The 14156-nt window shown below is 65.2% G+C and carries 16 protein-coding genes; 4 read left to right on the top strand and 12 right to left on the bottom strand.

Features of this window, described 5'->3' with window-relative positions:
• Positions 1–147: 147 nt before the first annotated feature.
• Positions 148–1539 carry a glycine--tRNA ligase gene (locus ACL02S_RS10780; RefSeq protein ID WP_412802223.1) on the bottom strand — a complete coding sequence of 464 codons (1392 nt, stop codon included), beginning with the start codon at positions 1537–1539 and terminating at the stop codon, positions 148–150.
• A gap of 240 nt (positions 1540–1779) precedes the next feature.
• Here ACL02S_RS10780 and ACL02S_RS10785 point away from each other — a divergent pair, with 240 nt between their 5' ends.
• Both ACL02S_RS10785 and ACL02S_RS10790 read left to right on the top strand, forming a co-directional pair.
• Entirely contained in the window at positions 1780–2130 is a 351-nt protein-coding gene (locus tag ACL02S_RS10785; RefSeq protein ID WP_412802224.1) for an ArsR/SmtB family transcription factor, read from the top strand.
• Between the two features lie 3 nt (positions 2131–2133).
• Entirely contained in the window at positions 2134–2568 is a 435-nt protein-coding gene (locus ACL02S_RS10790) for a Fur family transcriptional regulator (protein ID WP_412802225.1), read from the top strand.
• A 92-nt stretch (positions 2569–2660) separates the two neighbouring features.
• On the opposite strand, the gene ACL02S_RS10795 is transcribed toward ACL02S_RS10790, so the two are convergent.
• Entirely contained in the window at positions 2661–3632 is a 972-nt protein-coding gene (locus ACL02S_RS10795) for a hypothetical protein (RefSeq protein ID WP_412802226.1), read from the bottom strand.
• Positions 3633–3731: 99 nt separating this feature from the next.
• On the opposite strand from ACL02S_RS10795, the gene ACL02S_RS10800 reads away from it, so the two are divergent.
• Positions 3732–4334, top strand: a complete 603-nt coding sequence (locus ACL02S_RS10800; RefSeq protein ID WP_412802227.1) for a TetR/AcrR family transcriptional regulator — start codon at positions 3732–3734, stop codon at positions 4332–4334.
• 80 nt (positions 4335–4414) lie between these two features.
• On the opposite strand, the gene ACL02S_RS10805 is transcribed toward ACL02S_RS10800, so the two are convergent.
• The 5 genes from ACL02S_RS10805 to ACL02S_RS10825 all read right to left on the bottom strand — a co-directional run bounded on the left by ACL02S_RS10805 (position 4415) and on the right by ACL02S_RS10825 (position 8115).
• Positions 4415–4837, bottom strand: coding sequence for a YbjN domain-containing protein (locus ACL02S_RS10805; protein WP_412802228.1), 423 nt, complete (start codon positions 4835–4837; stop codon positions 4415–4417).
• A gap of 14 nt (positions 4838–4851) precedes the next feature.
• Positions 4852–5670, bottom strand: coding sequence for an isoprenyl transferase (locus ACL02S_RS10810; RefSeq protein ID WP_412802229.1), 819 nt, complete (start codon positions 5668–5670; stop codon positions 4852–4854).
• A gap of 127 nt (positions 5671–5797) precedes the next feature.
• Positions 5798–6580, bottom strand: a complete 783-nt coding sequence (recO, locus tag ACL02S_RS10815; protein ID WP_412802230.1) for a DNA repair protein RecO — start codon at positions 6578–6580, stop codon at positions 5798–5800.
• Positions 6581–6656: 76 nt separating this feature from the next.
• Positions 6657–7262 carry a TetR/AcrR family transcriptional regulator gene (locus ACL02S_RS10820; protein ID WP_412802231.1) on the bottom strand — a complete coding sequence of 202 codons (606 nt, stop codon included), beginning with the start codon at positions 7260–7262 and terminating at the stop codon, positions 6657–6659.
• Entirely contained in the window at positions 7249–8115 is an 867-nt protein-coding gene (locus ACL02S_RS10825; protein WP_412802232.1) for an alpha/beta fold hydrolase, read from the bottom strand. The genes ACL02S_RS10820 and ACL02S_RS10825 overlap by 14 nt, the downstream gene beginning before the upstream one ends.
• A 156-nt stretch (positions 8116–8271) precedes the next feature.
• On the opposite strand from ACL02S_RS10825, the gene ACL02S_RS10830 reads away from it, so the two are divergent.
• Entirely contained in the window at positions 8272–9702 is a 1431-nt protein-coding gene (locus tag ACL02S_RS10830) for an amidase (protein ID WP_412802233.1), read from the top strand.
• 58 nt (positions 9703–9760) lie between these two features.
• Here the strand turns inward: ACL02S_RS10830 and era are convergent, their stop codons facing one another.
• From era to ACL02S_RS10855, 5 genes are all read right to left on the bottom strand, one after another.
• Positions 9761–10690 (bottom strand): GTPase Era, encoded by a 930-nt coding sequence (gene era / locus ACL02S_RS10835; RefSeq protein WP_412802234.1) that lies wholly within the window; start codon positions 10688–10690, stop codon positions 9761–9763.
• Positions 10680–11081: a cytidine deaminase-like protein gene (locus tag ACL02S_RS10840; RefSeq protein WP_412802235.1), complete on the bottom strand. Its 402-nt coding sequence runs from the start codon at positions 11079–11081 to the stop codon at positions 10680–10682. The genes era and ACL02S_RS10840 overlap by 11 nt, the downstream gene beginning before the upstream one ends.
• Complete coding sequence (locus ACL02S_RS10845) at positions 11078–12442, bottom strand: hemolysin family protein (protein WP_412802236.1); 1365 nt, start codon at positions 12440–12442, stop codon at positions 11078–11080. The genes ACL02S_RS10840 and ACL02S_RS10845 overlap by 4 nt, the downstream gene beginning before the upstream one ends.
• Positions 12439–12993, bottom strand: a complete 555-nt coding sequence (gene ybeY, locus ACL02S_RS10850) for an rRNA maturation RNase YbeY (protein ID WP_412802237.1) — start codon at positions 12991–12993, stop codon at positions 12439–12441. Before ybeY ends, ACL02S_RS10845 begins: the two co-directional genes overlap by 4 nt.
• Positions 12994–13057: 64 nt before the next feature.
• Complete coding sequence (locus ACL02S_RS10855; RefSeq protein ID WP_412802469.1) at positions 13058–14125, bottom strand: PhoH family protein; 1068 nt, start codon at positions 14123–14125, stop codon at positions 13058–13060.
• Positions 14126–14156 lie beyond the last annotated feature (31 nt).

Below are 14156 nucleotides of genomic sequence, written 5' to 3' on the forward strand. Positions count from 1 at the left end.
CAGCCCGCAATTCGCATCAGCAACCTCTCAGACAACGATACGTTCGATATCTGGAAGTTGCAGGCGTCATTACGGTGTCTGCCCGCGAGTCAGTACACCACCCCGATTCCGTGGCCCGCAACGGCCACCGAACACAGCGAACGGAACTCAGGCCCCGATCAGATGTTGGGCCAGATAGCCTTCCACCTTGTCCAACGCGATGCGCTCCTGCGCCATCGTGTCGCGCTCCCTGATGGTCACCGCCTGGTCGTCCAGCGTGTCGAAGTCGACGGTAACGCAGAACGGTGTGCCGATCTCGTCCTGACGACGGTAACGGCGTCCGATGGCGCCCGCGTCGTCGAACTCGACATTCCAGTTCTTGCGCAGCCGCGCGGCCAGATCCTTGGCTTTCGGCGTCAGGTCCGCATTGCGCGACAGCGGCAGCACCGCGGCCTTCACCGGGGCGAGACGGCGATCCAGACGCAGCACCGTGCGGGTATCCACCCCGCCCTTGGCGTTGGGGGCCTCGTCCTCGGCGTAAGCGTCGACCAGGAAGGCCATCAGCGAGCGGGTGAGGCCTGCCGCGGGCTCGATGACATAGGGGGTGTAGCGCTCGTTGGTGGCCTGATCGAAGAAGGTCAGATCGGTACCGGAATGTTCGGAGTGCGTCTTCAGATCGAAGTCGGTGCGGTTGGCGATGCCTTCCAGTTCACCCCACTCGTTGCCCTGGAAACCGAAGCGGTATTCGATATCGGTGGTGCCAGCGGAGTAGTGCGAGAGTTTGTCCTTCGGATGTTCGAACAACCGCAGGTTCTCCGCGGCGATACCGAGATCGGTGTACCAGGAGAACCTGGTCTCGATCCAGTACTTGTGCCATTCCACGTCCTCCCCCGGCTTGACGAAGTACTCCATCTCCATCTGTTCGAACTCGCGGGTGCGGAAGATGAAGTTGCCCGGGGTGATCTCGTTGCGGAAGCTCTTACCGATCTGCGCGATGCCGAACGGTGGTTTCTTGCGCGCGGTGGTCATCACATTGGCGAAGTTCACGAAGATGCCCTGGGCGGTCTCCGGGCGCAGATAGTGCAGGCCCTCCTCGGACTCGATCGGACCGAGGTACGTCTTGAGCATCATGTTGAAGTCGCGCGGCTCGGTCCAGCGGCCGACCGTGCCGCAGTTCGGGCAGGCGACGAGGTCCATCGCGACCGCATCCGGATCGTCGAGCTTGTTCTTCAGCGCGTACGCCTCCTGCAAGTGATCCTGCCGGAAGCGATGATGACAATTCAGGCACTCGACCAGCGGATCGTTGAACACGCCGACATGGCCGGAGGCCACCCACACCTGACGAGGAAGAATCACCGAGGAATCGAGGCCGACGACATCTTCGCGGCTGGTGACCATGGCACGCCACCACTGCTTTTTGATGTTCTCCTTGAGCTCGACGCCCAGCGGTCCGTAGTCCCATGCCGACTTGGTACCGCCGTAGATCTCACCGCACGGGTACACCAGGCCCCGGCGCTTGGCGAGGTTGGCAACGGTGTCCACCTTCGACTTGGGTGCCACGCGAGAATTCTCCATTCACTGCGAGTCGGATCAATATCGGCCGACCGGGTCCGTCCCACCGAACCGGTCGGAACCATCGGGTCCGCTACAGCCTATAGACCGTGCCTGATCGGGTTTCCACCGCACAGCACGCATGTCAGAGAACCACGCGGAATCCAGCCCATTTCGGCAGGTCTATTTGACATGCACACATGTGCATACGCAAAATGGTAATAATTTCCAATTAGGAGTTGGTCGACCATGCCCGCCGAGACTGCCGCAGCACAACCACATAATCCGTATCGATCGCCCGGCCCGGTGCCCCTCCCCACGCGGACCGCGCTGGAAGACGCAGGCGAGTTGTTGCGGGCGCTGGCAGCGCCGGTTCGTATTGCTATCGTGCTGCAGTTACGTGAGTCGCCGCGCTGCGTGCACGAGCTGGTTGACGCACTCGGCGTCACCCAGCCCCTGGTCAGTCAGCATCTGCGCATCCTGAAGGCCGCAGGTGTGGTACACGGTGAGCGGTCGGGTCGCGAAGTGCTCTATGAACTCGTCGATGACCACTTGGCGCACATCGTCATCGACGCCGTCGCGCACGCCGAGGAAGGGTGATTCGTGCCAGACAACACGGCCGCTGTCCAGAAACCGGTAGGCATCCGCAGCACCAGACAGCGCAGTGCCATCACCGCATTACTCGGCGATATCGACGAGTTCCGCTCTGCCCAGGATTTACACGACGAATTGCGCAGACGTGGCGAGTACATCGGCTTGACCACCGTGTACCGGACACTCCAGTCGATGGCCGACGCGGGCATGGTGGATGTGTTGCGCACCGATTCCGGTGAATCGGTCTACCGCCAGTGCTCTCGCGGCCACCATCACCACTTGGTGTGCAGGCACTGCGGCTACACCGTCGAGGTGAAGGGCCCGACCGTCGAAACGTGGGCCGAGTCGATCGCGAGCGAGCACGGATTCACCGAGATCAGCCATACGCTCGAGGTGTTCGGCCTCTGCCCGTCCTGCGCCCCGGCGCGCCGGCGAAGCAGCTAGCCATCCCGTCTCCGATACCTCCGGGCGCCACCGAGAGCTGGATTCGAACTCTCGATGGCGTCAGGAGGAAACGCTCCCCGCTCGGGGCCGGTTCAGCCCACCGGAAGCGGATCCTCGGCCGGCGCAGCCACCTCGGTGCGCGCACCGCGCAACGCGGCGATACCGAAGAGCGCGAGCGCGGCCACCGCCCAGCCGGCGAGCACCGTGAGCGGAGCCGCCGCGGCGGCACCATCGAAGAACGCCACCGAACGCAGGAGTGAGGCGGCCGCGCCCGGCGGCAGCAACTGGCCGATCGCACCCCACGGCTGTGGCAGCAGTTCCGGCGCCGAGGTGGCCGCGGAGAGCGGATTACCGATCAGCAACATGGTCAGAGCGGCGACACCGAGACCGACGCGGCCGAATACCGCCGCGAGCCCGGCCACCGAACCCGCCACCGCGAACGAGACCAGCCCGGCCACCGCGGCGAGCACCGGATAGGGCCCTGGCAGCACCGACAGCCAGCCCTGGACGATCGTCATGCTCAACAGCCCACCCACGACGCCGAAGGTGACCAGCCCGAGCACCGCGCCGCCGACCGTCGGGATCACCACCGTGAGGAGCACACCCGCCGCGATACCGGCCATCACCAGCGGCAGCACCATGACGCCGAATGCGATGCCGCGCGGATCGTCCGTATCGGCGGGCACCACGTCCTCCGCCCTGGCAACCGGCACGCCGGACAGCTGCTGCCCGATCCGAGTGAGTTGCTGGGCGACAGCAGGGCTCGCCCCTGAGGCGACCAGCATGCGGGGTGGCCCATCACCAGTGACGATCGCACCGTAGACCTCCCGGTTCGTGATCGCGGTACGCGCGGCGGCCGCATCGGTCACAGTGATGATCTCGAAGGCATTCGGATCGGCCGCGGCGAGCGTGCCGGCCACCGCCCCGGCCTGTGGACCGGCTACGGCCAGCGGTAGATCACGTGGCGCGATATCGGCGGCAGGCCAAGCGAATGCGATCACCATCAGCACCTGGAGAAGGGCGGCACCGAGACCTACGGCGAGGGCACGCTGCACAGTGCTCATAACACACTCCCAAAAATCGAATGCTCGTTCTTTTATGCCTTTACCGTTACACCGGCTCGCCAGGTTGTCAAGAACGAATATTCGTTTTATTTTGAGAGCATGCCCCGAGTCAGCGAAGAACACCTGGAACGCCGTAGACAGCAGATTCTGGACGCGGCACAACTCTGTTTCGCCCGTACCGGATTCCATGAGACCTCGATGCAGGACGTGTTCGCCGAATCGGAGCTGTCCGCCGGGGCCGTCTACCGCTACTTCAAGAGCAAGGACGAACTGATCACCGCACTGGCGACCCAGACAACCGTCCAGCTGCGCAGGGTGATGCACGAGGCCATCCAGCGCGAACCACTCCCCACTCCCGCCGAGCTGATCGCCATGATCGCCGAGGAGGTAGTGCGACAGAGCGGCCCCGATGGGCCGGTACGGCTGGCACCACAGGCGTGGGCGCTGGCCCTGGTCCGCCCCGAGGCAGCCGTGATGGTCGGGGAGACGATGCGCGCGATGCGCGCACTGTGGGTCACCTATGCCGAGCGCATGCGGGAACACGGCTGGCTACCGGAAGACGCCGACACCGATGCCGTGGCCAAAGCGGCCATCGGCCTGGTGCCCGGCTTCATCCTGCAGCACCTCATCCTCGGCGACCCGGACCCGGAGACCCTGGCGCGCGGCGTACGCACACTACTGCCCCACGGTGAGCCCGCCTGATCGGTAACCACCTGAGCCGAGCCGTTGTCCCGAGGTGCCACTCCGGCGAAAGCACAACCGGCCCGTGGCACGCACCGATATCAGGGCACCAGCCCTTGCCTGGCGCGGCTCGCATTGGACAGCACGAGCAGCAGCATCGTGGTCAGGGCCTGATCGTCCAGGCCTGCGGCGGGAAAGGTGTAGCGCAGGATGACATCGGCGAGCTTGCCGCGACCGATCACGGTGAGCGAGCCGAACTGCAGCGCGTTGTTGCGCTCGGCCACACGCTTGTGCAACTGCGGTTTGAGTGGACGATCCCAGGCCAGCACACACGTGAGGGTGAGCACATCCAAACCCGGGGCGAGATTCACCGCGCGCAGCGAGCACAACGCACCCTCGTACTCATATCCGAGCGACCCTTCGGCATCGACCCGTACGTCGATGCCGTAACCCGACAGGCACGCGCCCGCACGCGCCTGTAACTCCTGATCCGAGGTCACGCCGGCGCCTGCTTCCGCGTTCATACCCGAGCCGCCGTTCACTTGGCACCACCGAAGCGGCGGTCCCGCGCCGCGTACTGCAGACACGCTTCCCAGAGATTACGCCGATCGAAATCGGGGAAAAGGGTGTCCTGGTAGACGTATTCCGCATAGGCGGACTGCCAGATGAGGAAATTGGAGCTGCGGAACTCACCCGACGGACGCAGGAACAGATCCACATCAGGCATATCGGGCTCATCCAGATACCGTGCCACCGTCGCCTCGGTGACCTTCTCCGGATCGATCTCGCCCGCCGCCACCCGACGCGCGATCTCCCTTGCCGCATCGGCGATTTCGGCGCGGCCCCCGTAATTGACACACATGGTGAGAGTCATGGCGGTATTGCCCGCGGTGAGCTCCTCGGCGACCTCCAATTCCTTGATCACACTGCGCCATAGCCGCGGCCTGCGACCGGCCCAGCGCACCCGCACACCCATCGCGTGCATCTCATCGCGGCGGCGGCGGATCACATCGCGGTTGAAGCCCATCAGGAAGCGCACCTCCTCGGGACTGCGCCGCCAGTTCTCGGTGGAGAAGGCGTAGGCCGACAGCCACTTCACCCCGATTTCGAGGCAGCCCTCGACGGTATCCATGAGGACCGCCTCGCCCCGCTCATGTCCGGCAGTGCGCGGCAACCCACGTTCCCGAGCCCAGCGTCCATTACCGTCCATGACCAACGCGACATGATCGGGCACCAGCTCCGGCGGCAGCTGCGGGGGCCGAGCTCCCGACGGATGCGGCGCGGGCGGGCGGGGGACGCCCGCGGTCTTCGGCTCGGTCGCGGTAGCGGAGTCTCGGCGCAGGATCACGGACTCCATCCTGCCTGATCGCCGCCACCACCCCGCTACCGCGTCGCTCGCTGAGGAATTCCGCGATTCCCGGCGGATGTCTTGCGCTTCCGCTACTCGATTCTTCCGCTACCCGGTTATCTGGTACGCGACCGCGTCATGATCGAACCACCTCCGGTGCAGCTCCGCCGGGTGGAGTAGCCCGCACCGAGGTCCGCTCGATCAGCGGCAAGGTACGCAACTGCCGCTCCAGATGCCACTGCACATGCGCCGCGACCAGGCCACTGGCCTGCTTGCGCACCGCGGTAGATGTCGCTTGCACGTACTCCCACTCCCCACTCCGCAGCGCGAGCAACAGATCGAGCACCCCTGGGGCGGGCACCGTCGAGCCAGGAGGACGGCAGTGCACACATACCGCGCCCCCGGCCGCGATATGGAAAGCCCGATGCGGGCCAGGCGTCGCGCATGTGGCGCATTCGTCCAGCGCGGGCGCCCAGCCAGCGAACCCCATGGCGCGCAACAGGAACGCGTCCAGAATCAGCTCGTGCGGTCGCTGCTTGGCGGCGATAGCACGCAACGCGCTCGCGGTCAGCGCATGCAGCCTCGGCGCGGGAGCGCGCTCCTCACCCGCCAGGCGTTCGGCGGTTTCCAGCACAGCGCACGCGGTGGTATAGCACCCGTAATCATCGACGATGCCCGCCGCGAACGATTCCACGGTGTGTACCTGAGTGACGATATCGAGGGTGCGTCCCTGATGCAGCTGTACATCGATATAGGAAAACGGTTCCAGCCGGGCGCCGAACCGTGATTTGGTGCGACGCACCCCCTTGGCGACTGCCCGGACCAGCCCATACTGCCTGGTGAGCAGCGTGACGATACGATCAGCCTCGCCCAGCTTGTGCTGGCGCACCACTACCGCCTCGTCCCGATACAAACGCACGTCGCCATCCTCCCACGACCGGCCGACCACCACCTCGGGACACGGCTGACCGCCAGGACACGCGCCGAGCGCCGATTCAACCGCTGGTGCGCAACAAACCCATGAACAACAGCAGCACCGACTGCTGGGTCTGCGCCCGTGCGGTGTCCGGGTCCTCCGCATGCGCGATGATCAAGGCAGCCTCACTGATCATGCTCATCATGAGCTGGGCCAGCACCGGGATCGGGGCATCGGCGATCATCCCGGCCGCACGGGCGCGCTCGAGCTGTCGGGTGATCAGGCCGAGGCCATGGGCCAGTTCGAACTCACGCCATGCTTGCCAGCCGAGCACCGTGGGGGCGTCGGTGAGCGTGATCTGCAGCATCTCGGGCTGCTGACAGATCCGTAAGAAGACCTCGATACCCACGGACAACCCGGCCATCACATCATCGGAAGCGGCCGAATCGATGGCTTTTTCGATCTCTTGCGTGGTCTCGCTCTCGATCTGTTGCAGCACCGCGAGAAACAATCCACGCTTATCGCCGTAATGATGGTGCAACGCGCCCCTGGTGACACCAGCCGCGGTGACCAACTCTTCCGCAGAGGTCCCCATGAAACCGCGCTCGGTGAACAGGCGGCGTCCGGCCTGCTCCAGTGCGGCTCTGGTATTGCGGGAGCGGTCTTCCTGGCTACGGCGCGGCATACCGCCGAGTGAACTCCAGAAGTGATTCGGTGAGCAACTTCGGCTGGTCTTCCGGTAGGGCGGTGTAGGAGTCGTCGATGAACTCCAGTGTCGCGTTCGGCAGGTCACGAGCCAGACGTTCGGCGAAGGATGCCGGGAACAGCCGGTCCTCACGTGCCCAGGCCAGCAGCACGGGAATATCGATGTCGGCGAAGTGCCGCGCGGCGTCCAGCGTGTACCGACGATGTACGGAGCGGAGGAAGCGCCGCAGGTCTTTGCGGATCGCGGCCGACTCGCGGCTCGGCGCCAGGTAGGAGTCGACGATCTCCGGCGGTATCGGCCGTTTGGTGAGCAGGCCGAAAGCCAGCGGTAACCGATGCAGCGCCCGGATACGCAGTAACTCGGTCAACGGGCGGATCGAGCCGGGGATCTTCGCCAACGTCGCAAGCGCTGTGAACGGCTGCGGCAGAAAACCCTCGTAGCTGTCGACCGAGGCGAGCACGACACGGCCGATCCTGGACCGGTCGCGGGTCAGCAACACCTGGGTGATCGCTCCACCGGTGTCATTGGCGACCACGGTGACATCGGTGAGGTCGAGACGTTCGAGAAACGCGGCGATGAGGTCGGCGACACCGGCCGGGGTCAGATTCGCATCCGGAACCGGGATCTCGTGTGAGCCGAGCGGCCAGTCCGGCGTCAGGCACCGATATCCGGCGGCGGCGACCGCGGGGACCACCATGCGCCAGAGGTCCGCGTTGACGAGCAGACCGTGTACGAAGACGATCGGAGCGCCCTCCCCGGTCTCGTAATAGCGGATTCGTCCGCCGGGTAGATCCACCTCATGCGGGCGGCCGAGCAATGTGCTGGTTGTCATATGTCCTCCCGGACTCGGGTCTCGGCAATTTTTACATACATACCGCATGTATGTCTATAGGAGTGACCCTGACCCGGACAGGAATGGGCATTGTCGATATGGACGGTCGACCAAGTGAGCGCTACGGTTTATCGAGTACGACGAGACGGAGCTCACATGACGTTGCCGGAGCCGGCCCGAATCTCATCCGACACATCGGAGTTGGGCCTGACCGAACTGGCGTCCGCGATCGCGGACGGTACGACCACCGCTACCGCGGCGGTCAGCAGCGCACTCGACCGGATAGCAGCAACGCAGTCCACGCTCAATGCCTTCCGGGTCGTGCGCCGCGAACAGGCGCTGGCCGAGGCCACCGAGGCCGATCGGCGGCTGGCCGCCGGGGAACGACTCCCGCTACTCGGTGTGCCCATCGCGGTGAAAGACGACACCGATATCGCGGGCGAGCCGACCGCATTCGGTTGCGGCGGCGATTTCGCGCCGAAAACCGCCGACGCCGAAGCGGTTCGGCGGCTGCGCGCCGCGGGGGCGGTGATCGTGGGGAAGACCAATACCTGTGAACTCGGGCAATGGCCGTTCACCAGCGCCGCCTGGTTCGGGCACACCCGCAATCCGTGGGAGCGCACCAGAACGCCTGGCGGGTCCTCCGGCGGTGCGTCGGCGGCCGTCGCGGGCGGGCTGATCCCCGCCGCACTGGGGTCCGACGGCGCGGGCTCGGTCCGTATTCCGGCCGCGTGGGCCAATCTGGTCGGCATCAAGCCGCAGCGCGGACGGATCTCCACCTGGCCGAAGGCCGAGGCCTTCTACGGGCTCACCGTGAACGGGCCACTGGCGCGCACCGTGGCGGACGCGGCCCTGCTGCTCGATATGGCAGCAGGCCCACACCCCGGCGATCTGCACACGCCCGCACCGATCGCCGCCTCGGACGCTGTCGGACGTGACCCTGGCCGATTACGGATCGCACTGTCGCTGAATATTCCCTTCGCACCGGTCAAAACCGTGCTCGACCCCGAAATCGAGCAGGCGGTGCGGCGGACCGCCGACACCCTGCGCAAGCTCGGACACACGGTGACCGTGGCCGACCTGCCCTACGGTGTCCTGGTCGGCCTGTCGTTCCTGCCACGGTCGATGGCAGGTATCCGACAGGCATACCAGCAGATGCCCGATATCAGGACCGATCCGCGCACCAAGGCCAACGCCAAGATCGGCCGGGTGTTCGACGGCCCGGCCCTGTACGCGGCACGCCAACTGGAACCATTGCTGCACAAGCGAATCGGAAACTTCTTCCGCGACTACGATGTAGTTCTCGCACCGACAACCGCGACCGCGCCGCCGCGCGCCGATGCGATCGACGGCCTCGGAGTGAACGCCACCAACAACCTCATCACCGGGTCCTGCCCCTATACCTGGCCGTGGAATGTCCTCGGCTGGCCGAGCGTCAACGTACCCGCGGGCTTCACCGATGCCGGTCTCCCCGTAGGCGCCCAGCTGATGGGTACGGCGAACACCGAACCCCGCTTGATCTCCCTGGCCGCCCAGCTCGAATCCGAACTCCAGTGGTACCGCCATCGTCCCACCCCGTGGTGGTGACCGATCCGCCTCCTCCCCCCGCCCCCGCGCTCGCCCTCTTCGAGCCGGGGCGGCGTGGTCAGAAGCCGAGTTTGCCGAGCTGCTTCGGATCGCGCTGCCAGTCCTTGGCCACCTTCACATGCAGGTTCAGATAGATCCTTGTGCCGAGGATGTGCTCGATCTGCTTACGGGCGGTGGTACCGACTTCCTTCAGCCGGGAGCCGCCCTTGCCGATGATGATGGCTTTCTGGCTGGGCCGCTCGACATAGAGCAGGGCGTGCACATCGAGCATGTCCTCGCGGTCCTCATACGGCAGGATCTCTTCGATGACGACGGCCAGCGAATGCGGCAGCTCGTCGCGGACCCCCTCCAGTGCCGCCTCCCGGATGAGCTCGGCCATCAATGTCTCTTCGGGCTCATCGGTGAGTTCGCCATCGGGATAGAAGGCCGGGCCCTCCGGCATCTTCGAAGCGATGACATCGACGAGGACTTCGACCTGATCCCCCTTGACCGCGGATACCGGCACCACATCGGCCTCCGGTCCGAGCAGCTCAGCGACTGCGAGCAGCTGTTGAGCGACCTGGTCGCGCCCCACTTTGTCGATCTTGGTGACCACACCGAGCACCGTTGTCTTCGGCGCCATCTGCTGGACCTGCTGCACGATCCAGCGGTCGCCGGGGCCGATCTTCTCATCGGCCGGAATGCACAGTGCGATCACATCGACCTCGGAATACGTATCACGTACCAGGTCGTTGAGGCGCTGGCCGAGCAAAGTGCGTGGCCGGTGCAAACCGGGGGTATCGACCAGAATCAATTGGGTGTGTTCGCGGTGCACGATGCCACGAATAGTGTGCCTGGTGGTCTGTGGGCGCGAGGAGGTGATCGCGATCTTCGCGCCGACAAGCGCATTGGTCAACGTCGACTTACCGGTATTCGGACGGCCGACGAAACATACGAATCCGGAACGGAATTCGTCCTTTGCACGCCGCTCGGATCGATCAGCCACCATGCACCTCATGCGCGTCGGCGGTCGCCGCGGCAACGTTCGACGAATCGGCAATACCCACGGAATCGTCGGCGATCTCGAATACCGCACCGTCCCGGCCTGCGAAGATGATCCGCGCCGCTGCCGATATCTCGCGCACCGCGGCGATACCGAAATCGGAGAGCTTGCCACCGACAACCACAGCCGCCTCGAATCCCTCGGCACCACTGGAGATCGCCGCGGCCACCGCGGCCTGCAATGCGGTGAGCCGCAACTCGGTCAGATTCACCTCACCAGCGGCATAGGTACGCCCGTCGGTGTCCCGGATAGCCGCTCCGCTCGACCCACCGGTGCGGCCGAGCGCACCACGGGCCAGCAAGACCAGCTTATTGTCCTCGATGTCCAATTCGATCATTCGATGTCTCCGTCCTCGTCACGATCGGCTGGGATCTCCCGCCCCGATCCGTTGACCCCACTTGCGCTGTGGGAGCCGTCGCCATTGGGTTTCCCAGCCTGGACCTTCGCACGCGCCGCATCGACCACAACGGTGTTCACCCGAACCCGTCCCCGGGCGTCCGTACCACCTTCTCCGTGCAGCACCAGCCCGTATACCTCGACTTTCGCGCCCGGCAACGGCACACGGCCGAGCTCGTGCGCCAGTAGACCGCCGACCGTATCGACGTCCTCCTCGGAGATCTCCAGCCCGTACAGCTCGCCGAGATCCTCCACCGGCAACCGGGCCGATACCCGGTAGCGACCGTCACCGAGGTCTTCGACCGGCGGAGTTTCATCGGTGTCGTATTCGTCGGCGATCTCCCCGACGATCTCCTCCAGCACGTCCTCGATGGTCACCAACCCCGCGATACCGCCGTACTCGTCCACCAACAAGGCCATATGGTTGCGCCTGCGCTGCATCTCGTCGAGCAGGCTGTCCAACGGTTTCGAGTCCGGGATGAACGCCGCGGGCCGCATGATCTCGCGCACCCCGACCCCACGGCCGCGATCCGTATACGGCACCAGGTCTTTCAGATAGACCACACCGAGGATGTCGTCGACATTCTCGCCGATCACCGGAATACGCGAATGCCCGGACCGCACCGCGAGCGATATGGCCTGTGCCGCGGTTTTGTCCGCCTCGATCCAGACCATCTCGGTACGCGGCACCATCACCGCACGAGCCGGAGTATCGCCGAGTTCGAAAACCGATTGGATCATCCGGCGTTCGTCATCGGCGACCACACCGCGCTCGCCCGCCATCTCGACCACCTCACGCAGCTCGATCTCGGAGGCGAACGGGCCGTTGCGAAACCCCTTACCCGGGGTAATCGCATTGCCGAGCAGAATAAGCAGCCTGCTGAGCGGTCCGAGTAACGCGCCGAGGCCCTGCAGTGGCAGTGCGGCGGCCAACGCGATCGAGTACGCGTGCTGGCGGCCGAGTGTGCGCGGACCGACACCGATCACCACATAGGACACCAGCACCATCACCGACGCAGTGGCCAGCAATGCCCCGTTCTGCGCCCAGATCCGCATGAAGCCCGCCGCAAGCAATACCGTGGCGCCGATCTCACACAGAATGCGCAGCAGCACCATGAGATTCACATAGCGGGCCCGGTCGGCGACGATCCGGCTCAGCCGCACCGCACCGGACCGGCCGGCGCGCACCATATCCTCGACGCGGGCAGCCGAGATCGTATTCAGCGCGGAGTCCACGCCTGCGAACACTCCGCCCACCGAGATGAGCAGCACCGCGCACAGCACGAAGGTCAGTGAAGTCACGCGGGTCCCAGTGACTCACCGGGGGTGGTGAAGCCCGCCTTACCCAGTAACCGTGCGTCACGTTCGGCGAGCTCGGCGCGTAGGCGCGCCGCACGCAGGCTCTCATACCATTCCTCGAGCAACCTGGCCTGCAAGGCGAACATCTCCTTCTCCTCGTCCGGCTCGGCGTGGTCGTAGCCGAGCAGGTGGAGCACGCCGTGCACGGTGAGCAGTGCGAGCTCGTGGTCCAGCGAATGCCCCGCCTTACGTGCTTGGCCGATGGCGAACTCCGGGCACAACACGATGTCACCCAGCATGGACGGCCCCGGTTCGGGGCTGTCGGGCCTGCCGCCCGGCTCCAGCTCGTCCATGGGGAAGGACATGACGTCGGTCGGTCCGGGCAGATCCATCCAGCGCATATGCAGATCGGCCATGGCGTCGAGATCGACGAGCACCATCGACAGCTCCGCAGCCGGGTGCACGTCCATCTGCGCGATCACGAACCGTGCGACACTGACCAGCTCTTCTTCGGGTATGTCGATACCCGACTCGTTGGCGATCTCGATACTCACCCGGATAGCCTACGATTTCCCCGATCGGGTCAGCGGAGCGGAGCCCCGCCCGGCCGAGTCACGTTCAGCGCCGCTCCGCTCGGTTGGCGGCACGCCGCTGCGCGCGATTGCCGCCGTAATGCGGGCCGACCTGCGGGTGTGCTTCGGCTTCGAACCGGTCGTAGGCGTCGACGATATCCGAGACCAGCCGGTGACGGACCACATCGTTGCTGGTGAGTTCGGCGAAGTGGATGTCATCGATCTCGGTGAGGATCTCACTGGCAGCCCGCAACCCCGACCGCGCCCCGGTCGGCAGATCGACCTGGGTGACGTCACCGGTGACCACGATCTTCGAGCCGAACCCGAGCCGGGTGAGGAACATCTTCATCTGCTCGGCGGTGGTGTTCTGCGCCTCGTCCAGAATGATGAACGAGTCGTTCAGGGTCCGGCCACGCATATACGCCAGCGGCGCGACTTCGATAACACCTGCCGCCATCAGCTTCGGGATGGCTTCCGGGTCCATCATGTCGTGCAGCGCGTCGTAGAGCGGGCGCAGATACGGGTCGATCTTCTCGTTCAGCGTGCCGGGCAGAAAGCCGAGCCGCTCCCCGGCCTCGACCGCGGGACGGGTGAGGATGATCCGGTTGACCTGCTTGGACTGCAGTGCCTGAACCGCCTTGGCCATCCCCAGATAGGTTTTGCCCGTGCCGGCGGGCCCGATACCGAACACGATGGTGTTGGCGTCGATCGCGTCGACATAGCGTTTCTGATTCAGCGTCTTCGGCCGGATGGTCTTACCGCGTCGCGACAGGATGTCGAGGCTGAGTACCTCCGCCGGGGACTCGCTGACACCCTCGGTGAGCATCGAGACGGTATGCCGCACCGCCTCCGGGCTCACCACCCGATTCCGGCCGGTGAGCGCGACCAACTGCTCGATGACCCGTTCGGCGAGCGCGACATCGGCCGCCTTACCGGTGAGGGTCACGGAATTACCCCGGACATGAATGTCCGCGTCGAGCAGAGACTCCAGTTCACGAAGATTCTGGTCGGCCGAACCGAGGAAAGGAAACACCGATTCCGGAGCGAGTTCGATGCTCGAACGCACGGTGCGCGCTACCGGGCCCGAACCACTGTCGCCGACGCCGATCCCCACCGCAGGGGTAGCCGTATCACCGATCTCGTCT

The sequence above is a fragment of the Nocardia spongicola genome, assembly GCF_047200775.1.
Classification (GTDB): Bacteria; Actinomycetota; Actinomycetes; order Mycobacteriales; family Mycobacteriaceae; genus Nocardia.

Excerpts from the sequence above, each read along its gene's own strand:
- ACL02S_RS10800 (WP_412802227.1), top strand. The coding sequence starts at position 3,732 with ATGCCCCGAGTCAGCGAAGAACACCTGGAACGCCGTAGACAGCAGATT.
- ACL02S_RS10810 (WP_412802229.1), bottom strand. The coding sequence starts at position 5,670 with ATGGAGTCCGTGATCCTGCGCCGAGACTCCGCTACCGCGACCGAGCCG.
- ACL02S_RS10825 (WP_412802232.1), bottom strand. The coding sequence starts at position 8,115 with ATGACAACCAGCACATTGCTCGGCCGCCCGCATGAGGTGGATCTACCC.
- ACL02S_RS10830 (WP_412802233.1), top strand. The coding sequence starts at position 8,272 with ATGACGTTGCCGGAGCCGGCCCGAATCTCATCCGACACATCGGAGTTG.
- era (WP_412802234.1), bottom strand. The coding sequence starts at position 10,690 with ATGGTGGCTGATCGATCCGAGCGGCGTGCAAAGGACGAATTCCGTTCC.
- ACL02S_RS10785 (WP_412802224.1), top strand. The coding sequence starts at position 1,780 with ATGCCCGCCGAGACTGCCGCAGCACAACCACATAATCCGTATCGATCG.
- ACL02S_RS10805 (WP_412802228.1), bottom strand. The coding sequence starts at position 4,837 with ATGAACGCGGAAGCAGGCGCCGGCGTGACCTCGGATCAGGAGTTACAG.
- ACL02S_RS10840 (WP_412802235.1), bottom strand. The coding sequence starts at position 11,081 with ATGATCGAATTGGACATCGAGGACAATAAGCTGGTCTTGCTGGCCCGT.
- ACL02S_RS10820 (WP_412802231.1), bottom strand. The coding sequence starts at position 7,262 with ATGCCGCGCCGTAGCCAGGAAGACCGCTCCCGCAATACCAGAGCCGCA.
- ACL02S_RS10795 (WP_412802226.1), bottom strand. The coding sequence starts at position 3,632 with ATGAGCACTGTGCAGCGTGCCCTCGCCGTAGGTCTCGGTGCCGCCCTT.